Below are 19,979 nucleotides of genomic sequence, written 5' to 3'. Positions count from 1 at the left end.
CCCGGGGTCAAGAAACCGTAAGCCGGGGGTCAAACGACGCAGGCACCTTCCGTCGCGATTCGACGAAGGTTTCCTGAATGGCATCGCTCCGCGCCTCGCGCGCCTGGACCCGGCGGCAATTCCTGGTCCGCTCCACCTCCAGCCTCGCCGTCGCCGCGCTCGCAAAGCCACACCTCAGCCGCGCCGCCGACCGTCCGCAGATCACAGGCGGCATCCAGTCCGGCGACGTCTCGGATGACTCCGCCGTGATCTGGGCGCGCGCCGACCGGCCGGCGCGCATGCAGGTGGACTACTCGACCGTCGAAAGCTTCAAGACCATTATTGCGTCGGCTTCGAGCGATGCATTGCGCGACGCTGATCTCACGTCAAAACTGCTGCTGAACGATCTGCCCCTCGGGCAGGACATCTTCTATCGCGTGCGCTTCGACGATATCGCGACCGGCATCGCCGGCGAAAGCCGCATCGGCCATTTCCGCACAGCGCCGGCTGCCGGCCGGTCGATCTCGTTCCTGTGGTCCGGCGATACCGCGGGGCAGGGCTGGGGCACCGACACATCGCGCGGGGGCTACCGCAGCTATCGCACCATGCTCGACAATCGCCCGGACTTCTTCATCCACTCCGGCGATCACGTCTATGCCGACTGCACGATTCCCTCGGAGCAGAAGCTGCCGAACGGCGAGATTTGGCGCAATGTCGTGACCGAGGAGAAATCCGAGGTCGCACACACGTTGGCGCAGTTCCGCGGCAATTACAAATACAACCATCTCGACCAGCACTTCCGCGCCTTCCACGCCGAGGTGCCGATGTTCGCGCAGTGGGACGACCACGAGGTCACCAACGACTGGTCGCCGACCGGCAGCTATGACGGGGCCGGCCATGAGGATGACGGCACCCCGCGCTTGGTCGCGCGCGCCCGCCGCGCCTTCTTCGACTTCATGCCGATCCGCGACGTCGGCGCGCGAAAGGCGCGGGTCTATCGCAAGATCGCCTATGGTCCGCTGCTCGACGTCTTTATGATCGACATGCGCAGTTTTCGCGACGATAGCTGGAACAAGGGCGACGATCACCGCGGCTGGATTTTGGGTGCCGAGCAGCTCGCCTGGCTGAAGCGCGAGCTCGCCGCCTCGCGCGCGACCTGGAAGGTGATCGCTGCCGATTTGCCGATCGGCCTCATCAGTCTCGATGCCGTCGCGCTCGGCAATGGGCCGCCCGACCGGCGCGAGCACGAGATCGCCGATCTTCTCGCGTCCATCAAGCGCGCCGGAATCCGCAACATCGTCTGGCTCACCGCCGACATGCACTACACCGCCGCGCATTACTACGATCCGAACAAGGCGCAATTCCAGGACTTCGAACCGTTCTGGGAGTTCGTGTCCGGTCCCTTGCATGCCGGCACCTGGGGTCCTGGCGAGCTCGACAACACCTTTGGTCCGGTCGCGATGTACCAGAACGGCTGCAGCGAGGCGCAAGGCGAGAATTTGGCGCCCTGTTTCGGATTGCAGTTCTTCGGCAAGGTCGACATCGACGGCCGCAGCGGTGTGATGACAGTGACCCTGAAGGATGTCGACAACCACGACCTCTGGTCCGTCGACATCGTGCCGCAGCCGCAGCCGCGCCCGGCCGTGGTGGCGCAGCATTCGTAGGTCGCTAACCCGATCTTGATTGGCCGCCGTCCACCTCCCGCGCTATGCTGTCCGTTCCCGCCACCTCTTTTCCATCACCGAAGAGTCTGCTCACGCAGCATCGCTGCTGGCCTCCGGCGGGCTGAACTATGTCAGGAGCCTTTTCATGGATCATCTGAAGACACAGGGCATCAGCATGCCCAAGCTCGGCCTCGGTACCTTCCGCATGCAGGGCGATCCTTGCCGCGCGGCGGTCGAGAGCGCGCTGTCGATCGGCTATCGCCATATCGATACCGCCGAGATGTACGGCAACGAAGAACCGATCGGCGCGGCGCTCACCGCGGCCCGGCTGCCGCGCGGCGAGCTGCACGTCACGACCAAAGTCTGGCACGAGAACCTCAGCCCCGACGCCATCCGGCGCGCCTTCGACGCCAGCCTGACGAAGCTCAGGCTCGACCATGTCGACCTCTATCTCGTGCACTGGCCCTCGAAGGCGGCGAGCTGGGGCCCGGTGTTCGACACCTTGATGAAGCTGAAGGAGGAGGGGCGCACGCGGGCAATTGGCGTCGCCAACTTCACCACGGCGCTGCTCAAGATCGCGGTCGAGGACATCAAGGCGCCGATCGCCTGCAATCAGATCGAATATCACGCCATGCTCGATCAATCGAAGGTGCTGGCCTATCTCAACGCCAAGTCGATCCCGCTGGTCGCCTATTGTCCGCTCGCGCAGGGGCGCGTCGCATCCGATCCGGTGCTGGCCGAGATCGGCGCCAAGCACAATGCGACCGCTGCGCAGGTCGCGCTGAAATGGCTGCTCGACCAGGATGGCGTCGCCGCGATCCCGAAGGCCTCACGCCGCGAGAGCCAGCTGGCTAATCTCGACGCGCTGAAGATCCCGCTCGACGAGGCCGACCGCAACAAGATCGCCGCGCTGCCGAAGGATAGGCGCTGCGTCAATCCCGGCTTCGCGCCGGCGTGGGACTGACCTCGCCGAACGTTTCGAACACGCAAAGAAATGGCCCCCTGAGGGGCCATTTCCATATTGCCTTGCGCATTAGTCCCAGTGGTGACGGTGACCACGCTTCACCACCACGACCCGATCGCGATGGTACCAACCGCGATGCCAGCCGTGATCGCGATGCATGCCGTATTCGGCGCGGGCGCCATACGGGCCGTAGTGATGACCACGGTTGATCACCACCGTCTCCGCGCTGGCGAGCGTCGGCAATGCAACCGCGAGCGCGCCGATAGCGGCAACCACATAACCGAGCTTCTTCATGATGTCCTCCTCCAATCGAATGCAAATCTAAACAGCGCATTCGCGTGAACGTTCCGGAGGAATCGCAGGAGAATTCTGAATGGATGTTCAGGTGGTTAATCGCAGCGTTGCTGCAGCGGCGTCGGAGCGCCCGTCGCGACGTATTTGCCGTCCCTGATCGTGTATTCGCCGCGTTCGCTGCGATTGTAGATCGCGCGCAGGCTACCTTGCTTCGATAGCAACAGGCCGAACTCGCGTGTCTGCCGCAGCGACGGGAAGTACACCATCACATTGAGCAGGCCCTCGGCGCTGACCGTGGCGGACACCACTTCGTTGTCGTCCTTGGCCTCGCCGAAATTGCGCCGGTACATCACCCTTTCGTCCTTCCGGATCTCGTAAGTCAAGAGCGCGCCCTTGTCGCGGTCGGGCCGAGCCGCGCAATCGACCGCCCATGTGCCGAGCAGGCCCCATTGCTCGACCCTCGCCGCAAGCGTCTCGGCGCCGGCCGCTGGCGTGAATGCAAGCCACAGCAACGCCGCCGTGATCCAGCGGCTCAAACAACACGTCATGTTCTGAAAAGCCCCACCTCCAATAATTCCGAAGTGTAGCATCCCGCGCGCGATCGTCCACGCTGACCGCCATTCGGGCGCGAATTTGATCCGCGTCAATGAGGCCGGCCGCTTCCGGGGTAGGATGGCGCTCCCGAAGGCGAGATTGGATGGACCGATGCTGAATCAGTCAGGGATTTCGCAGGTGAGGTGCTGCCGGGGAGCTGTGCCGTGCCGCCTTATTCCGAGACCGCGTTTCTGGCCGAGCTGGGCGACCGCTTGAGGTCCTCGCGCATGCGCTGCGACCTGTCGCGGCGGGAGCTTGCCCGCCGCTCCGGGATTTCCGAGCGTTACATCGCCCAGATCGAGGCCGGCAAGGGCAACGTCTCGATCGTGCTGCTGCTGCGGCTGGCCTCCGCGATCCACGGCAGCCAGCCCCAGATCGGCTGAGCCTTAGGCCCGCTTCTCCACATTGGCGCTACGGGCCGGCACGCCGAACTCCTTGCGGCAGATCTCGGCCAGCACGGCGACGCCCTCGCGGATCTGCTGATGCGAAGGGCTCGCAAAGCATAGCCGCAGCCGCGATCTGGAATGGTTTTTGTCGGTCGACCATTCCGGCCCCGGATTGATCGATACGCCGGCGGCAAGCGCGGCCTGATATAGCTTTAACGTATCGACCTGATCGGGCAGCTTCACCCACAGGAAGATGCCGCCTTTCGGCTCCTCGAACTCGGCGGCCGTCCCGAATTGCTCGTTGAGGGCTTCCATCAGCGTATCGAGCTTGGTGCGCAGCGCCTTCGTCAGGGCCGGCACGTGGGTCGAAAAATGCGGCTTGCAATAGGCGGCCAGCACCATCTGCTCCAGTGCGCCGGAGCCGGCGTCCGTCTTCAGTGCCAGCATCCGCGACATCACATCCCAGGGCGCGACGATGAAGCCGACGCGCAGAGCCGGCGCGATCGACTTCGAGAACGAGCCGATATGGATCACGCCGCCGTTCGGGCTCATCGCATAGATCGCCGGAGGCCGCTGTCCTGACCAGACCAGATCGGCATAGCAGTCGTCCTCGAATACAGGCACGCCGTATTCTGCCGACAGCCGCAACAACTCCGTGCGGCGGCCCTCCGGCATGATGCTGCCGGTCGGGTTCTGCACCGTCGGAATGGTGTAGACGTATTTCGGCCGGATGCCGCGGCGCTTGAGGTCGGCCAGCGTCGAGGCCAGCACGTCCATGCGCATGCCGTCGTTGTCGAGGGGGATGCCAACCACGTTGACTCCGAGCCGTGCCAAGCGGGTCAACGAGCCCTGATAGCTGTCCTGCTCGAAGATCACGGTATCGCCGCGCGTCAGCAGCGTGGCGTTGACGAGGTCGAGCGCCTGCAGCGAGCCGGAGACGATCAGGAGATCGTCGGCCGTGCAGCTGATGCCGGCATCGCGCTTGAGTTTTGTCACCAGGAATTCGCGCAAGGGCAGGTAGCCCTGGGGACCATGTGCCAGCCCGTAAGTGGCGAGTGAGCGGCCTTCGCGTTGCAGAGCTAGGTTGGTCGCCTCGATCAAGTGATCGAGCGGCAACTGCTCGGAGTCGTTGTTGCCGCCAACAAAACTGTATTTGGCGAGGCCCGTCCAGCGCGCAGAAGGGGCTGGCAGCCCTGCGGGAAACAGGGGCGCGAAATCGAAGCTGGACGACATGGGGCGTTCCTCGTTCTATTCTTGTCAGGCTGCCGGCTTTGCGCCGGTCAGTCGTACTTCTTGCTTACTTCTTGCCGACCGTCCGGGTCGGACGGCCCTGGCTGATGAAAGCGTAATGTGCATTGGCGACGCCGCCAACCATCAAGGCCTCGACCACAGGCTCGGCGATCTCGCTTGTTGCGGCCCAGTCGACGATGAAATTGGCTCCGGTCCCGCCGCGCACGTCGTCGGTCGGAATGAAGATCGAGACGGTGGCGAGCGGCTTCAACGCGACCGGCGCCTTCAAATAGCTCTCGACCTGCTTGCCTGCGGTATCGAAATAGGCGATGCGCTTGACCACCAGCGCCTGGGTCTCCGAGGCGTTGTGGATGCTCAGCGTCACCGAGAAATCGACGCGCAGCTTGCCCTGGCTCATTGCCACGCTGGAATAGGCCGGCACGTAGAATCCGCCGGAGACGGCGAGTTCGTCCTTCGGCATCGCGGTGAGCGAATCGGCAGAACTCTGCTCGATATTGACTTTGGGCTGCGCGAGCGCGGGCGGAGCGGGCGCGAGCGGGCATAGCAGCATTGCAACGGCGAGCCCCATCCGCATGTGACGAATTGCTCGCTTGCCGCGCCGCACTCGATCACTAGGGTGCGGCAAAACGGACCAATCTGGCATGCACGAGCTCATTCGCGACATCACTCTCTGTATCCTGTTTGCCTGGATGCTGGGCCTGCTTGCCCACTTCTCCAGGCAACCGCTGATCCTGGCCTACCTTATCGCCGGCTTCTGCATAGGTCCATTCGGCGCCGGCTGGGTCAAGTCGCAGGAATCGATCAGCGTCATCTCCGAGCTCGGCCTGATCTTCATGCTGTTCATGATCGGCCTGGAGATCGACCTGAAGAAGATCGTGCGGGCGGGAAAGGTGATCCTGTTTGCGGCGGGCGGCCAGCTCGTCGGCGGCTGCCTGCTCGGGGTGCTGTTCTTCGTCGGCATCGGCCTGTCGCTCGGCGGCGGCCAGTTCGATGCGGTTTATCTCTGCGTCGCCTGCGCGCTGTCGAGCACCGTCATCATCGTCAAGGTGCTCTACGAGAAGCGCGAGCTCGACACGCTGCCCGGCCGCATCACCCTCGGCGTGCTGGTGCTCCAGGATATCTTCGCCATCCTGTTCCTGGCGGTGCAGCCGAGCCTTGCCAATCTCCAGGTCAGCGTCATCCTGCTTTCGATCGGCCGCGTCGCGGTGCTGGTCGCCGCCGCGCTGCTGGTCAGCCGCTACGTGCTGCCGCGCCTGTTTCACCAGATCGCCCGCCGCCCCGAGCTGATCCTGCTCGGCGCGCTCGCCTGGTGCTTCCTGGTCGCCGAGACCGCAGAGCGGCTGTCGCTGTCGCGCGAGATGGGCGCCCTGATCGCCGGCGTCTCGCTCTCGACCTTTCCTTACGCGCTCGACGTCACCGCCAAGGTCACCACGCTTCGCGACTTCTTCATCACGCTGTTCTTCGTCGCGCTCGGCATGACCATTCCCGTGCCCGGCCTTTCCGTGATCGGCCTTGCCTTGCTGATCGCGGCGTTCACGGTGGTGAGCCGCCTCGTCACCACCTTCGCCCCGCTCTATCTGATGAAGCAGGGCCTGCGCGCCAGCCTGTTGCCGGCTCTGAACCTCGCGCAAATCTCCGAGTTCTCGCTGGTGGTGATCCAGACCGGCGTCGCCGACCACCACATCGCAGCCGAGACGGCGAATGCAGCCTCCTTCGCCTTCGTGGTGCTGGCGGTGGTCTCGACCTTCGTGATGACCCGCAGCGACGAGATCACCCGTTGGGCGATCGGCCCCCTGAAGCGGATCGGCCTGCGCGACCTCGACCATGGCAACGGCCATGCCGAGGAGGAGAACGAGGGCGGTCATGGCGAGGCTCGCCGCATCGTCATCCTCGGCTTTTTCCGTGCGGCGAGCGCGCTGCTGGCCGAGATCGAGCGGCAGAATCCGCCGCTCCTGGAGCAGATCACGGTGGTCGACTTCAACCCGAATGTGTACCAGACCCTGCTTTCGCGCGGCCTGCACGTGATCTATGGCGACATCAGCAATGCCGACACGCTGCTCCATGCCGGCGTCGGCAAGTCCGAGCTGGTCATCCTCAGCGTGCCGGATTCGTTGCTCAAGGGCGCCAGCAACGAAAAACTGGTCCGCCACGTCCGAGCGCTCAACCCGACCGCCCTGATCGTCGCCACCGCGGACCTGCTGGCCGATGTCGGCGAGCTCTACGAGGCCGGAGCCAGCTATGTCGCGGTGACCCGGCTCAGCGACGCCCATGAGCTGTTCACGGTGATCGAAGCGGCCCAGGCCGGGCTTCTGTCCGACAAACGTGCCGAGCTCGATCAGCGGCTCGGCGAGCGGCGCGAAGTGCTACCCTGACGCGGACTAGCCGCCCTTCTTCCCGAGCTCGTCCGCGCCTATATCCCTGGTATGCCCGGTGCAAGCCTGAAACCCCCGGACGGGCCAGCCACCCGGCATGTGCGGTTGCGTCCAGGACACTAGCGCCCCGGCCCAAGTCCAGCTAAGCCTCCGGGCCATAACCGATAGAGATTGGGAAATGCCCGATAACGTCCAGGAAGTCTTGCAGGCCTTTGCCCGGGGTGAGCTCGTGGTCGTCACCGACGATGAGGACCGCGAGGGCGAGGGCGATCTGATCGTCGCAGCCTCGCTCTGCACCGCCGAGAAGATGGCGTTCATCATCCGCCATACCTCCGGCATCGTCTGCGCGCCGATCACCACCGAAGATGCGCGCCGCCTGCGGCTCGATCCGATGGTGGCCCACAACGATTCCGCGCACACCACCGCATTCACGGTCTCGATCGACTACAAGCCCGATGGCGGCACCGGCATCTCGGCCGAGGAGCGCGCCTCGTGCTGCCGCGCGCTGTCCAATCCCAATGCCGGCGCCAACGACTTCGCCCGTCCCGGCCACATCTTCCCGCTGATCGCCAAGGACGGCGGCGTGCTCCTGCGGTCCGGCCATACCGAGGCCGCGGTCGATCTGTGCAAGCTCTCCGGCCTGCCGCCGGTCGGCGTCATCAGCGAGTTGATGAACGACGACGGCAGCGTGATGAAAGGTGAGCAGGTCGCCCGCTTTGCCGCCCAGCACAAGCTCAAGCACGTCACCATCGCCGACATGATCGCCTACCGCCAGGTGCGCGAGAAGCTGATCGAGCGGGTCTCGACCTTCGTCACCGAGAGCCCGATCGGGCCGCTTCAGGGCTATGCCTACCGCTCGCCGTTCGATTCCATCGCCCACGTCGCCTTCGTCTACAACGGCGTCGGCGACGGCAAGAACGTCCTGACGCGCTTCCACAAGCCGAACATCGTCAAAGACATCTTCACCGGCCACAAGCGCATGGCGGCGGTGCTCGAGCACTTCAAGAAATCCGGCCGTGGCGTCCTGGTCTATCTGCGCGACGGCGCGGCCGGTGTCCCCGTGGCGCCGCTGCCCGATGAGAGCGCGACCGAGGCTGACCGCAACCGCCAGTGGCGCGAAGTCGGCGTCGGTGCGCAGATCCTGCGCGATCTCGGCGTCACCTCGATCCGGCATCTCACCTCCTCGGTGCACGACTACAAGGGCCTGTCGGGCTTCGGCATCGAGATCGTCGCCAACGAGCAGCTCGAAAGCTAGCGCTGTCATCCCGAGGCGCGCCTCGCAGGTCCCCGGGATTCACGCAGACCCGTACATCTGCAACGCAATTGCACTTGTTGCCGCGGCGCTTTACTTTGTCGGGCAAATTTTGACGGAACCAGACGAAAGGACGTTTCATGACCGCGCGCCCTCAGGCCAAGGACAAGCCGACTTCGGCTTCTTTCCAATGGGACGATCCGTTCCTGCTCGACGAGCAGCTCACCGAAGACGAGCGCATGGTGCGCGACACCGCGCGCGCCTACGCCCAGGACAAGCTGCTGCCGCGCGTCGCCAAGGCCTATCTCGAAGAGAAGACCGACCGCGAGATCTTCAACGAGATGGGCGAGCTCGGCCTGATCGGCATCACGCTGCCGGAGGAATATGGCTGCGCCAATGCAGGCTATGTCGCCTATGGTCTCGTCGCGCGCGAAATCGAACGGGTCGATTCCGGCTACCGCTCGATGAACTCGGTGCAGTCCTCGCTGGTGATGTATCCGATCTACGCCTATGGCGACGAGAACCAGCGCAAGAAGTACCTGCCGAAGCTCGCCAGCGGCGAGTGGGTCGGCTGCTTCGGGCTGACCGAGCCTGACGCCGGCTCCGATCCGGCCGGGATGAAAACCCGCGCCGAGAAGGTTTCGGACGGCTATCGCCTGACCGGCAGCAAGATGTGGATCTCGAACGCGCCGATCGCCGACGTGTTCGTGGTCTGGGCCAAGTCGGCCGCGCACGACAACCAGATCCGCGGCTTCGTGCTGGAGAAGGGCATGAAGGGCCTGTCGGCCCCGAAGATCGGCGGCAAGCTGTCGCTTCGTGCCTCCATCACCGGCGAGGTCGTGATGGACGGCGTCGTGGTTCCGGAAGACGCGCTGCTGCCCAACGTCTCCGGCCTGAAGGGCCCGTTCGGCTGCCTCAACCGCGCCCGCTACGGCATTTCCTGGGGCGTGCTCGGCGCGGCCGAGGACTGCATGCACCGCGCCCGCCAGTACACGCTCGACCGCAAGCAGTTCGGCAAGCCGCTCGCTGCAACCCAGCTCGTGCAGAAGAAGCTCGCGGACATGCAGACCGAGATCGCGCTGGGCCTTCAGGGCTCGCTTCGCGTCGGCCGCCTGATGGACGAGGGCAAGTTCGCGCCCGAGATGATCTCGATCATGAAGCGCAACAATTGCGGCAAGGCGCTCGACATCGCCCGCGTCGCGCGCGACATGCACGGCGGCAACGGCATCTCGATCGAGTATCACGTGATGCGCCACGTCCATAACCTCGAGACCGTCAACACCTACGAGGGCACCCACGACGTCCACGCCCTGATCCTGGGCCGCGCGATCACGGGCATTCAGGCGTTTTTCTAGGGCGACGGCTTCTAGAGGCCACGGCGTTCGGTGGTGACCGATATGCTCTGCTGTCATCGTCCGCGAAGGCGGACGATCCAGTATCCGAGAGACCTCATCTTCGTCTCGGGCGTCGCGGCGTACTGGATACGCCTTCGCGGGGTATGACGAAGAGTGTCGCGGTACGAATAGGAAGGCCCATGTCCGACAACGACGACGTCCCGTTCAACCGCGAATTTCCGCTCAAGCCCGGCATCGTCGAGGAAGTCCGCCCCGGCGTGCGGCGCGTGCTCTGTAACAATCCGAGCCCGTTCACTTTCACCGGCACGGTCAGCTACATCGTAGGCCGAGGCAACGTCGCGATCATCGATCCCGGTCCGGACGACGCGGCGCATGCGGCGGCGCTGCTCGATGCTGTCAGCGGCGAGACGGTGAGCCATATCTTTGTCACCCACACCCACCGCGACCATTCGCCGAACACCGCGCGGATCAAGCAGGCGACCGGCGCGCCGGTCTATGCCGAAGGCCCGCACCGCGCCTCGCGCCCGCGTTTCGAGAGCGAGAAGCACAACCCGGAATCCGGCGCCGATCGCGACTTCGCGCCCGATATCAGGATCGCCCATGGCGACGTCGTCGAAGGAGACGGCTGGCGGCTCGAGGCCGTGGCGACCCCTGGCCATACCGCCAATCACCTCGCGTTCGCCTGGCCCGAGCGAAAATTCAACTTCGTCGGCGATCACGTGATGGGCTGGTCGACTTCGATCGTGGCGCCGCCCGACGGCTCGATGATCGACTACATGGAATCGCTGGATCGTCTCGCCGCGCGCGAGGAGGATCTGTATTTCTCCGGCCACGGCCCCGAAATTCCGGACGGCCCGCGCTTCGTGCGCTTCCTGATCCGTCACCGCAAGGCGCGCGAGGCCTCCATCCTGCACCGCCTTGCCAAGGGCGAGACCGACATCCCGACCATGGTCCGGGCGATCTATATCGGCATCGATCCGAGGCTCACCACTGCGGCGGGCTACTCCGTGCTGGCGCATCTGGAAGACCTGGTCGCCCGCGGCGTGGTGGCGACGGATGGCGATCCCGTGATCGGCGGGACGTATCGAATGGCGAACGCTTAGCGTTCCGTCATTTCTTCACCGTCTTCGCCGGCGCCTTCGGCGGCGTCACCGGCGTCTTCTTCACCGGCTTGAGTGCGTCGGCATCGGCGGCGGTGTTGAGATCGTCGATGAATTTCTTCACGCGCGCGGCGTTGCTGCCGAGGTCGCTGTCGAAATAGCGCGAGGCGGAGCGGATATCGACGCGGGAATCGTCGCCATCCGGCACGACGCGGATCGCGATGTCCTCACGGAAACCCATGATCGGCGAGCGCGCCACCGCCTCGATGCGGCCGATGCGGCGCGGCGGCTGCGGCGCGCGCTCGTCGATAACCAGCCATTTGCGCTTGTTGACGAGCTGAAGCGCGATCGCATAGGCGCGGTCGGCCGAAATCTCGAGCTCGATCGGCTCGATATCAGGATAGAAGTGACGCTGCTGCTCGGCCGAATAGAGGCCGGCATACACAGCGGTATTGGCACCATCGCCGGTGCGCAGGCGGGCCAGCGCGTCGAAGCGGGGCGGGTCGATCGGGTCGGTGGTGATGTCGTGGATCGCCGGCAGCTTGCGGTATTGCAGGCCGAGATAAGCGGGATAAGCGAGGATCGCGCCGTCGATCAGAAAGGCGAGCAGGATGCGCGCCATGCCGCGCGAGCCGTTCTGCCAGATCGCGGCAAAGCCGGCGAGCCCGAACAGGATCGAGAGCGCGGCGATCCCGAGCCCGCCGAAGAAGGTCGCGAGCGCCGGCTTCATCTCCAGGAAGCCGAACCGGAGGATGATGATCGAGACCACCACCGCCACCACTGCGAACACGGCCAGATTGCGCGCCCAGCTCGCGAGGCTGGACACGGGCTCCGACTGATAGGGAGCGGAAAACCTGCGGGCCATCGGGTGAGCTCTGCCGGGGGCTTGGGGGCGGTGCCGGCCGATTTGGCACGACTATGGGCCGTTGAGACCACGGCCTGAGGCCAAATTCAAGGGAGACCGGATTGTTACTGCCCGTCAATTCCGGGCCGCCCGAAGGGCGAACCCGGAACCTCGAGATTCTCAGATGCGCAAAGGCGCGCCATAGTTCGATGCCGTTGGCATCGCCCCGGAATGGCGCGTGAGCCCTACGCCGCCGCGTTCGGGAAGCGGTATTCCTTGAACTGGTCGCGCAGCGCGGTCTTCAGGATCTTGCCCGTCGCCGTATGGGGGATGCCGTCGACGAAGGCGACGTCGTCAGGCATCCACCATTTGGCGATCTTGCCGTCCATGAACTTCAGGATGTCTTCGCGGCTGGCCTGCTGGCCCTGCTTCAACTGCACGATCAGTAGCGGACGCTCGTCCCATTTGGGATGGAACACGCCGATCACGGCGGCTTCCGCTACGGCGGGATGGCCGACTGCGAGGTTTTCCAGGTCGATCGAGGAAATCCACTCGCCGCCGGACTTGATCACGTCCTTGGAGCGGTCGGTGATCCGCATGTAGCCGGCTTCGTCAATGGTCGCGACGTCGCCGGTGTCGAAGAAGCCGTCCTCGTCGAGGATGTTGGCGTCGACCCGGTAATAGGCCTTGGCGACGGCCGGGCCGGCGACCTTGAGGCGGCCGAAGGTCGTGCCGTCCCACGGCAGTTCCTTGCCGGCATCGTCGGTGATCTTCATCTCGACGGCGAACGGCGCGTAGCCCTGCATCTGGAGCACGTCGAGCCGCGCCTCGCCGGTCGCATTCTGGAACGGCGGCTTCAGCGCCGCGACGCTGCCGATCGGGCTCATCTCGGTCATGCCCCAGGCGTGGCGGACGTTCGAGCCCATGTCGAGGAAGGCCTTGATCATCGAGCGCGGCATCGCCGAGCCGCCGCAGATCACCATCTTAAGGTCCGGCAGCTTGAGATTGTTGGCGGTCATGTGCTGGAGCAGCATCAGCCAAACCGTGGGCACGCCGGCGGTATGTGTCACCCTCTCGGTCGAGAGCAGCTCGTAGACCGAGGCGCCGTCGAGCTTGGCGCCGGGCATGACGAGCTTGGTGCCCTGCGAGGGCGCGGAGAAGGCGATGCCCCAGCTGTTGGCGTGGAATAGCGGCACCACGGGGAGCATGGTCTCGGAGGCGCTGGTGCCGAGCGCGTCGACATTGTTCGCCATCAGCGCGTGCAGCACGTTGGAGCGATGCGAATACAGCACGCCCTTGGGATCGCCGGTGGTGCCGGAGGTGTAGCACATCGCGGCCGCCGTGTTCTCGTCAAAGTCCTTCCATTTAAATTCGCCGTCGGCCTCCGCAATCCAGTCCTCGTAGGCGACCACGTTCTTCAACGTCGTCTGCGGCATGTGCGCCTTGTCGGTGAGCACGACGTAGCGTTCCACGCTTGTCAGCTTGTCGGCGATCTTCTCCAGGACCGGAATGAAAGTGATGTCGGTCATCACGATGCGGTCCTGCGCATGGTTGATGATCCAGGCGATCTGCTCGGGGAAAAGGCGGGGATTGACGGTATGGCAGATGGCGCCGATCCCCATGATGCCGTACCAGACCTCGAGATGGCGCCAGGTGTTCCAGGCGATCGTTGCGACACGGTCGCCGAGCTTGATGCCGTCGCGCTCCAGCATCTGCGAGACCTTGAGCGCGCGCTTGTGGATCTCGGTATAGGTGGTGCGATGGATCGGTCCCTCGACCGAGCGCGTGACGACCTCCTGCTTGCCATGAATCCTGGCGGCGTGTTCGATGATCCGGTGGCAGAGCAGGGGCCAGTCTTGCATCAAACCAAGCATTCGGTCGTTCCTCCGAGAAGTCGCTGGGCGGATTGTCGCTCTCAGCGTTGGGCCAAAGAATTGTCATGAGTTTTAGCCTGCCGGCCTTTCGCCGCAAATGGTCTTGTCGCGGCTATATGTCCGCCGGCGCGGCAATGGTTACCGCCGCACTCGGACTGTCGCTGGTGCTTGCGGAGAGGGCGGAGGCGCGAAAATATGCTTTCCCGCTGGATATCTTCGGCATTGCTGCACCACGGCCGCGCGCGACGGTTCATTCTGCCAAGGTCCCGCTCCCGAGACCACGCCCCGAGGAGGCCCCCAAAGCATCGGACGAGGCCCCTCCGGAGACCGACGGCAAGGCTTCCCCGGAAAGGCCTTCTCCCGACAAGCCGTCCCCCGACAATCCTTCCGCGGACAAGCCTGGCGCCAACAAGCCCGCCGAGGCCGCGCCGCCGCCCGAGAAGCAGGTCTCGGCCTGCCGCCTCGCGTTGACCGAGGAGATCGCTATCGCGCCGTCCATCCCGGACATCCATGGCCCCGGCGCCTGCGGCGGTGAGGATCTGGTGCGGCTCGAAGCCATCGTGCTACCGGACAAGCGCAAGGTGGCGGTCAAGCCAGCGGCGATCCTTCGCTGCACCATGGCGTCAGCGATCGCCGATTGGGTGCGCAAGGACATGGTGCCGCTGGCCGCGAGCCTCGGTTCGACCATCAGCGATCTCGACAATTTCGACAGCTTCGAGTGCCGTGGCCGCAACCGCGTTGTCGGCGCCATGCTGTCCGAGCACGGCAAGGCCAACGCCCTCGATGTCCGCGCCATCAAGCTCGCCAACGGGCAGTCGATCGGCCTGACCGACCGCATCATGTCGCGCGACGTGCGCGAGCGCGTGCTGCATTCGGTCTGCTCGCGTTTTTCGACCGTGCTCGGCCCCGGCTCGGACTGGTACCACGAGGATCATATCCATCTCGATCTGGCGCAGCGGCGCAACGACTACCGGATCTGTCAGTGGAATGTCTGGGATCCCCTGCCGCAGGTCGCCCCGCTTCTGCCGGCGGAGCGGCCCGAGGAAGCGCCGCCACGTGAGGTCGCGGCCAAGCCCGAGGCAAAGCAAGGAGCTGATGACGAGGCGGCGGAGAAATCCTCTGCGGCTGCGGACAAGGCGGCGGTCGACGGCAACAAAGTTCAGCCGCACAAGCCGGCAACAAAAAAGCGCCGGTGAAACCGGCGCTTTTGGATGTTAGAGATCAGGAGGGGATCAGTAGCTGCCCGCCTGGCCAGTTCCGCCGCCGCCGAGCGCGAGGCGTGAATTGTAGGGCGAGTCGCCATGCTTGGGCTCGAGCACGACCACGATCGTGCCGACCTTGACGCGGCTGTAGAGGTCGATCGCGTCCTCATTGGTCATGCGGATACAGCCCGACGAAATCGAGGCGCCGATATATTCCGGCTGGTTGGTACCGTGGATGCGGAACAGCGTGTCCTTGCCGCCCGAGTAGAGGTACATCGCGCGCGAGCCCATCGGATTGTCCGGACCGGGTGCAACGAAGGTCGGTACGCCCAGACGCGAAATCTCGCCCGGGGTCGGATGCCATGCCGGCCACTCGGTCATGCTGCCGACCTTGGCTATGCCGGACCAGGCCATGGCCTCTTCGCCGACCGTGATGCCGTAGCGGATCGCCTTGCCGCCATCCATCACCCAGTAGAGGTAATGATTGTCGGAATCGACCACGATCGAGCCCGGCGATTCCTTGCGATGGTAGTCGACGATGGCGCGGCGGAACGGCTCTGCGACCGGGGTGTTCTCGTACCGGACCTTGGCAAGAAGTTCCTTGTCCTTCGGCTTGAAGGCCTTGGTGTCGGTCGCCTCAAAATGTGTGGCCTGCATGCAGCCCGACAGCATCAGGCCAGCGGCCAAAATACCCAGCATAACTTTCAGCGACGACATGATTTGGTTCCAATCGACAACAACAAACTTGCGCGGAGCTTGGGCCAAGCCCAAAGACCACGATTCCGTTGACCCCTATTATCGTTGAAATCTGCCACAATTCCAGCCTTTCGGACCTTTTCCCGCGATGCGAGACCTCACCTGTGGCTTTTTTGCCGCAAATTTTGCGGTCTTGGGCTGGTTTTGGGGCAAACGATGCCCGACTGTCGATTCCGTGTCACGGTTGAGCCACCGCGCCGCCACAAATGCAAACGCGCCGTTAATGTGCTTGTCATCTTGAACTTGTCAGAATCGCGCTAAGGGCTGTCACTCTGTCGCAGGCCCCTGCTGGAGTTGTGCATGTTTTCTGTGTTCGTTCCCTCCGACTCCATCTTGAAGAAGGCCATCGTCGAGGATCTTGCGGCGGTGCCGGAGCATGCGGTGTGGATCGACCTGGTCAACCCGACCGCGGCCGAGGACAAGGCCGTGGAGAAGCTCTCGGGGATCGCGATCCCGACCCGGGAGGACATGCAGGAGATCGAGATCTCCAGCCGCCTCTATATCGAGAACAGCGCGCGCTACATGACGGCGACGCTGATGTGCCAATCCGATACCGACATGCCGCGGACCACGGCGGTCACCTTCATCCTCGGCGACCACCGCCTGGTGACGGTGCGCTACGATCAGCCAAAGCCCTTCGCGCTGGTGGAAGCCAAGCTTGCCCGGTCCTGCACGCCGGCCATCACCGGCGAGATGGTGCTGATGGAACTGCTGGACGCGGTGATCGACCGCTGTGCCGACATTCTGGAGCGCTGCGGCGCCGACATCGACCAGGTCTCCCATGACATCTTCGAGCCGGAGAGCGAGCGCCACGGCCACGCCAAGCAATACTCGCAAATCCTGATCTCGATCGGCCGCAAGGGCGACCTGACCTCCAAGGTCCGCGAGAGCCTGGTGTCGATCGGCCGCGTCGTCACCTTCCTCTCGGCGATCGTCGAAGGCGTGAAATGGTCGAAGGACATGCGCGAGCAGCTCAAGACCATGCAGCGCGACGTCTCCTCGCTGACCGACCACGCCTCCTACCTCTCCAGCAAGATCACCTTCGTGCTCGACGCCATGCTCGGTGTCGTCAATCTCGAGCAGAACAACATCATCAAGCTGTTTTCGGTCATGGCCGTTGTCCTGATGCCGCCGACGCTGATCGCCTCGATCTACGGCATGAATTTCAAGTCGATGCCGGAACTCGAATGGGTCCACGGCTATCCGTTCGCGCTGGTGTTGATGCTGATCGCGGCGATCGTTCCCTACTGGATCTTCAAGTGGAAGAAGTGGCTGTAATAGCTACCGAGACCTTACGCCGGACGCAGAGACACGGTCTCTGGTGTCGCAGAATAGAGCGGGATTGCGGCTGCACGGCGATGTGTGCGCGCCGCCCCAATTCCTCCGGTAAAATTTGAGCGGTGGACTGAACGTTTGCGCGAAACTTGTCTGCGATAAGCAGCGTGTTAGCCGCGAGGAACAGCCATGGTTGAAAAACACATAACGTCGCCCCGCAACGTCATCGATCTGGCGAACTATCGTCAGGTCCTGGCGAACGGCAAGGCGTCGTCGATGTCGGCGCGCATGTGCCGGCACTGTGGTGCTCCGCTGCTCGATGGTGAGAACGACGACGACTGCTCGACTGCAATCGACGTGGCCGCTCCGCGGCCGCGCGATCGGTCGCGTCGAATTCGAGTCGATTGAGGAACGGAAGGAAGGGCGATCCAGGTCTTGCGGCGGCGTTGTCTGGATCGCCTTGCTTCCGTTCCCGTAGCTCTTCCCCACATTGGGTCGTAGCGTCTGACGGGGACGGTGGCGTCCCCTGCCAGCCCTTCTTATCTCTATTGGCGTTTGCGGCGGAGCCGATTAGGCTCGCGCGCGGTGACGTCGGAGACGCCGATGGGTGTTGGAATCAAAGAACCCACCAGGACCGGGCGCATGTCCGGCGAGCGCTTCCGCCTGTTCCAGGAGGGTCGTCCGGACCATGAGCGCTGGGAGCTTGTCGGAGGTGTCCCGATGATGATGACGCCGCCAACGATCGCGCACAACCGCATCGCGGGAAATCTTGAGCGTCTGCTCAATGACGCGCTGGCGAGTCACGATCAGAGTCGTATCGCAATGCAGCGTCCCGGCATCGAACTCGGGTCGGGCGAATTCCGCCCTGAGCCGGATGTTGCCGTCATCGACGCCGAGTACGAACCGGACCAGAGGTTCGTCGAGCGAGCCTATCTGCTGGCAGAGATCGTCTCCGCCACTGACGACACGCGGGTGCCCGCCACCGAGAAGAGGTGGATCGACGTCAAGCGAACCATCTACCTCGCGCATGCGGCCTGCGAAGCGGTGCTCATCATCGAGCAGGACCGGATGGAGGTCCGTCTCGACGCCAGAACGCCGAGTGGTTGGAGTTCGCAAACACTTTGTACGGCCGACGAATTAAAGCTGCCCGCATTCGGGCTGCAATGTGCGGTCGCTGATCTCTATGAGGGGACGCCGTTACAGCCACGGCGTGGCCGGAAGCGCCCCGCTTGAAGCGCTCTCAGACTCTCCGCAACTGACCGCCTTTGAACGATGACGAGAGACTAAACGTGCTGGCCGCCGTTGATGTGGATCTCGGCGCCGTTGACGTAGGACGAGGTGTCCGTGCACAGCACGTAGATGATCTTGGCGACCTCGTCGGGCGTGCCGAGCCGGTGCAGCGGGATCTGCTGCTCGACGATCTTCTCGGTGCCCGGCGACAGGATCGAGGTGTCGATCTCACCCGGTGCGATCGCGTTGACGCGCACGCCGACGCGGCCGAAATCCGACGCCATCTCGCGTGTCAGGGATGCGAGTGCGGCCTTGGAGGTCGCATAGGCCGCGCCCGCAAAGGGATGCACCCGCGAGCCCGCGATCGAGGTGACGTTCACCACCGAGCCCTTGGCCGCCTTCAACTCCTCGATCAGTCCGCGCGCCATCATGATCGGCGCGAAGAAGTTGACGTTGAACACGTGCGTCCAGGTATCGAGGTCGGTGTCGATCGAGCCGAGCCTGGAGCCGCCGGCGCCCTTCGGCGAGATCGCGGCGTTGTTGACGAGCGCATGCAGCATGCCGCCTTCGAGGCGGTCGCGGATGTCGGAGATCGCACGCGTGGTGTCGGCGGGGGTGGCGAGGTCGACCTGGATGTGATCCTCAGGGCCCGCATCCCAGGGACAATCCTCCGGGAACGGATGCCGCGAGCAGGTGATGACCCGCCAGCCCGCCGAGGAGAAGCGGATCACGGTGGCATGGCCGATGCCGCGGCTCGCACCGGTCAGGAGCAGCGTGCGGCGCGGCGCATTGGACGAATGCGGCATGGACATCTTTCAGGTCGGCCTAAGCTCTAAGGATACATCCGCGTCTTGGACCACGGCTCGCCAGCCGCGTCACGGCGAAATTCGATGCGGTCGTGCAGGCGGAATGGGCGGTCGTGCCAGAACTCGATACGCGCCGGCGTGATGCGCCAGCCGCTCCAGCCCGGCGGACGCGGCACCTCGCCGATGACGTGCTTGGCGGCGACCTTGGCGATCGCCTGCTCGAAGGCGAAGCGGCTCTCGAGCTCTTGCGACTGCTTGCTCGCCCAGGCGCCGATCTGCGCCTGCTTGGGGCGGGTGGCGAAATAGGCGTCGGCCTCGGCGTCGGTCACCGGCGTCACGTTGCCGCGGATGCGGACCTGACGGCGCAGCGACTTCCAGTGAAATAGTAACGCGGCCTTAGGATTTGCGGCGAGTTCGCGGCCCTTCTGGCTGGCGATGTGGCTGTAGAAGACGAAACCGTCGGTATCGAAGCCTTTCATCAGCACCATGCGCACGTCCGGCAGCCCGTCCGGGTCGACGGTTGCGAGCGCCATGGCGTTCGGATCGTTCGGCTCGCTCTTGATCGCCTCGTTCAGCCAGGTCTCGAACAGCACAAAAGGCTCGTCGGCGGCGGTGAAATCACCGGATGTTAAGGGTGTCTGGTGTTTCATCGAGGTCGTGTCGGTCATGTCTGGAGTCCGAGTTGCGTCCCGCGGTCCAAAACGCGTTGTTGTCCGCTACCGCCCTATATAGGGTATGGGGACGCGTTGGCCTATCGGCGATCCGTCCGTCCGGCTTCGTC

General features: G+C 64.2%; 20 protein-coding genes. 11 read left to right on the top strand and 9 right to left on the bottom strand.

All coding sequences use genetic code 11. From position 1 onward, the window contains the following. The first annotated feature begins 77 nt into the window (after nucleotides 1-77). Together QCM77_RS14220 and QCM77_RS14215 are read left to right on the top strand one after the other, a co-directional pair. Entirely contained in the window at nucleotides 78-1,643 is a 1,566-nt protein-coding gene (locus QCM77_RS14220) for an alkaline phosphatase D family protein (RefSeq protein ID WP_279683982.1), read from the top strand. 145 nt (nucleotides 1,644-1,788) lie between these two features. Then, a complete protein-coding gene (locus QCM77_RS14215; RefSeq protein WP_279664113.1) occupies nucleotides 1,789-2,607 on the top strand; it encodes an aldo/keto reductase in 819 nt (272 codons plus the stop codon). Between the two features lie 69 nt (nucleotides 2,608-2,676). Here QCM77_RS14215 and QCM77_RS14210 read toward each other — a convergent pair whose 3' ends face one another. Both QCM77_RS14210 and QCM77_RS14205 read right to left on the bottom strand, forming a co-directional pair. Then, nucleotides 2,677-2,901 carry a hypothetical protein gene (locus QCM77_RS14210; protein WP_279664112.1) on the bottom strand — a complete coding sequence of 75 codons (225 nt, stop codon included), beginning with the start codon at nucleotides 2,899-2,901 and terminating at the stop codon, nucleotides 2,677-2,679. A 95-nt stretch (nucleotides 2,902-2,996) separates the two neighbouring features. Further along, complete coding sequence (locus QCM77_RS14205; protein WP_279664111.1) at nucleotides 2,997-3,449, bottom strand: hypothetical protein; 453 nt, start codon at nucleotides 3,447-3,449, stop codon at nucleotides 2,997-2,999. Between the two features lie 210 nt (nucleotides 3,450-3,659). On the opposite strand from QCM77_RS14205, the gene QCM77_RS14200 reads away from it, so the two are divergent. After that, a complete protein-coding gene (locus tag QCM77_RS14200) occupies nucleotides 3,660-3,878 on the top strand; it encodes a helix-turn-helix domain-containing protein (RefSeq protein ID WP_279664110.1) in 219 nt (72 codons plus the stop codon). A gap of 3 nt (nucleotides 3,879-3,881) precedes the next feature. On the opposite strand, the gene QCM77_RS14195 is transcribed toward QCM77_RS14200, so the two are convergent. After that, a complete protein-coding gene (locus tag QCM77_RS14195; protein ID WP_279664109.1) occupies nucleotides 3,882-5,114 on the bottom strand; it encodes an aminotransferase-like domain-containing protein in 1,233 nt (410 codons plus the stop codon). A gap of 64 nt (nucleotides 5,115-5,178) precedes the next feature. Further along, nucleotides 5,179-5,706: a DUF3124 domain-containing protein gene (locus tag QCM77_RS14190; RefSeq protein ID WP_279664108.1), complete on the bottom strand. Its 528-nt coding sequence runs from the start codon at nucleotides 5,704-5,706 to the stop codon at nucleotides 5,179-5,181. 67 nt (nucleotides 5,707-5,773) lie between these two features. Here QCM77_RS14190 and QCM77_RS14185 point away from each other — a divergent pair, with 67 nt between their 5' ends. The 4 genes from QCM77_RS14185 to QCM77_RS14170 all read left to right on the top strand — a co-directional run bounded on the left by QCM77_RS14185 (nucleotide 5,774) and on the right by QCM77_RS14170 (nucleotide 11,214). Then, on the top strand, nucleotides 5,774-7,504 hold the full coding sequence (locus QCM77_RS14185; protein ID WP_279683981.1) for a cation:proton antiporter: 1,731 nt from the start codon (nucleotides 5,774-5,776) through the stop codon (nucleotides 7,502-7,504). Between the two features lie 178 nt (nucleotides 7,505-7,682). Beyond that, entirely contained in the window at nucleotides 7,683-8,759 is a 1,077-nt protein-coding gene (ribB, locus tag QCM77_RS14180) for a 3,4-dihydroxy-2-butanone-4-phosphate synthase (RefSeq protein WP_279664107.1), read from the top strand. Between the two features lie 137 nt (nucleotides 8,760-8,896). Further along, nucleotides 8,897-10,111, top strand: coding sequence for an acyl-CoA dehydrogenase (locus tag QCM77_RS14175; RefSeq protein ID WP_275171744.1), 1,215 nt, complete (start codon nucleotides 8,897-8,899; stop codon nucleotides 10,109-10,111). A gap of 179 nt (nucleotides 10,112-10,290) precedes the next feature. Next, complete coding sequence (locus QCM77_RS14170) at nucleotides 10,291-11,214, top strand: MBL fold metallo-hydrolase (protein WP_279664106.1); 924 nt, start codon at nucleotides 10,291-10,293, stop codon at nucleotides 11,212-11,214. A gap of 7 nt (nucleotides 11,215-11,221) precedes the next feature. Here QCM77_RS14170 and QCM77_RS14165 read toward each other — a convergent pair whose 3' ends face one another. Both QCM77_RS14165 and QCM77_RS14160 read right to left on the bottom strand, forming a co-directional pair. Next, entirely contained in the window at nucleotides 11,222-12,076 is an 855-nt protein-coding gene (locus QCM77_RS14165; RefSeq protein WP_279664105.1) for a DUF1499 domain-containing protein, read from the bottom strand. A gap of 224 nt (nucleotides 12,077-12,300) precedes the next feature. Then, nucleotides 12,301-13,929, bottom strand: a complete 1,629-nt coding sequence (locus QCM77_RS14160; protein ID WP_279683980.1) for a fatty-acid--CoA ligase — start codon at nucleotides 13,927-13,929, stop codon at nucleotides 12,301-12,303. Between the two features lie 65 nt (nucleotides 13,930-13,994). Here QCM77_RS14160 and QCM77_RS14155 point away from each other — a divergent pair, with 65 nt between their 5' ends. Next, on the top strand, nucleotides 13,995-15,125 hold the full coding sequence (locus QCM77_RS14155) for an extensin family protein (protein WP_279683979.1): 1,131 nt from the start codon (nucleotides 13,995-13,997) through the stop codon (nucleotides 15,123-15,125). Between the two features lie 36 nt (nucleotides 15,126-15,161). On the opposite strand, the gene QCM77_RS14150 is transcribed toward QCM77_RS14155, so the two are convergent. Next, nucleotides 15,162-15,848 carry a L,D-transpeptidase gene (locus tag QCM77_RS14150; protein WP_279664102.1) on the bottom strand — a complete coding sequence of 229 codons (687 nt, stop codon included), beginning with the start codon at nucleotides 15,846-15,848 and terminating at the stop codon, nucleotides 15,162-15,164. Between the two features lie 339 nt (nucleotides 15,849-16,187). Between QCM77_RS14150 and QCM77_RS14145 the strand changes: the two genes are divergently transcribed. From QCM77_RS14145 to QCM77_RS14135, 3 genes are all read left to right on the top strand, one after another. Further along, nucleotides 16,188-17,165 (top strand): magnesium transporter CorA family protein, encoded by a 978-nt coding sequence (locus QCM77_RS14145; protein WP_279664101.1) that lies wholly within the window; start codon nucleotides 16,188-16,190, stop codon nucleotides 17,163-17,165. A gap of 186 nt (nucleotides 17,166-17,351) precedes the next feature. Further along, nucleotides 17,352-17,570 (top strand): hypothetical protein, encoded by a 219-nt coding sequence (locus tag QCM77_RS14140; protein WP_279664100.1) that lies wholly within the window; start codon nucleotides 17,352-17,354, stop codon nucleotides 17,568-17,570. A gap of 234 nt (nucleotides 17,571-17,804) precedes the next feature. Then, the gene (locus QCM77_RS14135; protein WP_279664099.1) at nucleotides 17,805-18,395 is read left to right on the top strand and encodes a Uma2 family endonuclease; all 591 of its coding nucleotides are present in this window, start codon (nucleotides 17,805-17,807) and stop codon (nucleotides 18,393-18,395) included. Nucleotides 18,396-18,445: 50 nt separating this feature from the next. On the opposite strand, the gene QCM77_RS14130 is transcribed toward QCM77_RS14135, so the two are convergent. Both QCM77_RS14130 and pdxH read right to left on the bottom strand, forming a co-directional pair. Further along, nucleotides 18,446-19,198: an SDR family NAD(P)-dependent oxidoreductase gene (locus QCM77_RS14130; protein ID WP_279664098.1), complete on the bottom strand. Its 753-nt coding sequence runs from the start codon at nucleotides 19,196-19,198 to the stop codon at nucleotides 18,446-18,448. A 26-nt stretch (nucleotides 19,199-19,224) separates the two neighbouring features. Next, nucleotides 19,225-19,866, bottom strand: coding sequence for a pyridoxamine 5'-phosphate oxidase (gene pdxH / locus QCM77_RS14125; protein ID WP_279664097.1), 642 nt, complete (start codon nucleotides 19,864-19,866; stop codon nucleotides 19,225-19,227). Nucleotides 19,867-19,979 lie beyond the last annotated feature (113 nt).

The sequence above is a fragment of the Bradyrhizobium nivariense genome (assembly GCF_029846695.2).
Lineage (GTDB): Bacteria > Pseudomonadota > Alphaproteobacteria > Rhizobiales > Xanthobacteraceae > Bradyrhizobium.
Note: the sequence above shows the minus strand (reverse complement) of the source record. Positions and strands in the feature narration are given on the sequence as shown.

Coding starts and splice junctions, on each gene's coding strand:
- QCM77_RS14220 (WP_279683982.1), top strand. CDS start 78: ATGGCATCGCTCCGCGCCTCGCGCGCCTGGACCCGGCGGCAATTCCTG.
- QCM77_RS14215 (WP_279664113.1), top strand. CDS start 1,789: ATGGATCATCTGAAGACACAGGGCATCAGCATGCCCAAGCTCGGCCTC.
- QCM77_RS14210 (WP_279664112.1), bottom strand. CDS start 2,901: ATGAAGAAGCTCGGTTATGTGGTTGCCGCTATCGGCGCGCTCGCGGTT.
- QCM77_RS14205 (WP_279664111.1), bottom strand. CDS start 3,449: ATGACGTGTTGTTTGAGCCGCTGGATCACGGCGGCGTTGCTGTGGCTT.
- QCM77_RS14195 (WP_279664109.1), bottom strand. CDS start 5,114: ATGTCGTCCAGCTTCGATTTCGCGCCCCTGTTTCCCGCAGGGCTGCCA.
- QCM77_RS14190 (WP_279664108.1), bottom strand. CDS start 5,706: ATGCGGATGGGGCTCGCCGTTGCAATGCTGCTATGCCCGCTCGCGCCC.
- QCM77_RS14185 (WP_279683981.1), top strand. CDS start 5,774: ATGCACGAGCTCATTCGCGACATCACTCTCTGTATCCTGTTTGCCTGG.
- ribB (WP_279664107.1), top strand. CDS start 7,683: ATGCCCGATAACGTCCAGGAAGTCTTGCAGGCCTTTGCCCGGGGTGAG.
- QCM77_RS14175 (WP_275171744.1), top strand. CDS start 8,897: ATGACCGCGCGCCCTCAGGCCAAGGACAAGCCGACTTCGGCTTCTTTC.
- QCM77_RS14170 (WP_279664106.1), top strand. CDS start 10,291: ATGTCCGACAACGACGACGTCCCGTTCAACCGCGAATTTCCGCTCAAG.
- QCM77_RS14165 (WP_279664105.1), bottom strand. CDS start 12,076: ATGGCCCGCAGGTTTTCCGCTCCCTATCAGTCGGAGCCCGTGTCCAGC.
- QCM77_RS14160 (WP_279683980.1), bottom strand. CDS start 13,929: ATGCTTGGTTTGATGCAAGACTGGCCCCTGCTCTGCCACCGGATCATC.
- QCM77_RS14155 (WP_279683979.1), top strand. CDS start 13,995: ATGAGTTTTAGCCTGCCGGCCTTTCGCCGCAAATGGTCTTGTCGCGGC.
- QCM77_RS14150 (WP_279664102.1), bottom strand. CDS start 15,848: ATGTCGTCGCTGAAAGTTATGCTGGGTATTTTGGCCGCTGGCCTGATG.
- QCM77_RS14145 (WP_279664101.1), top strand. CDS start 16,188: ATGTTTTCTGTGTTCGTTCCCTCCGACTCCATCTTGAAGAAGGCCATC.
- QCM77_RS14140 (WP_279664100.1), top strand. CDS start 17,352: ATGGTTGAAAAACACATAACGTCGCCCCGCAACGTCATCGATCTGGCG.
- QCM77_RS14135 (WP_279664099.1), top strand. CDS start 17,805: ATGTCCGGCGAGCGCTTCCGCCTGTTCCAGGAGGGTCGTCCGGACCAT.
- QCM77_RS14130 (WP_279664098.1), bottom strand. CDS start 19,198: ATGCCGCATTCGTCCAATGCGCCGCGCCGCACGCTGCTCCTGACCGGT.
- pdxH (WP_279664097.1), bottom strand. CDS start 19,866: ATGACCGACACGACCTCGATGAAACACCAGACACCCTTAACATCCGGT.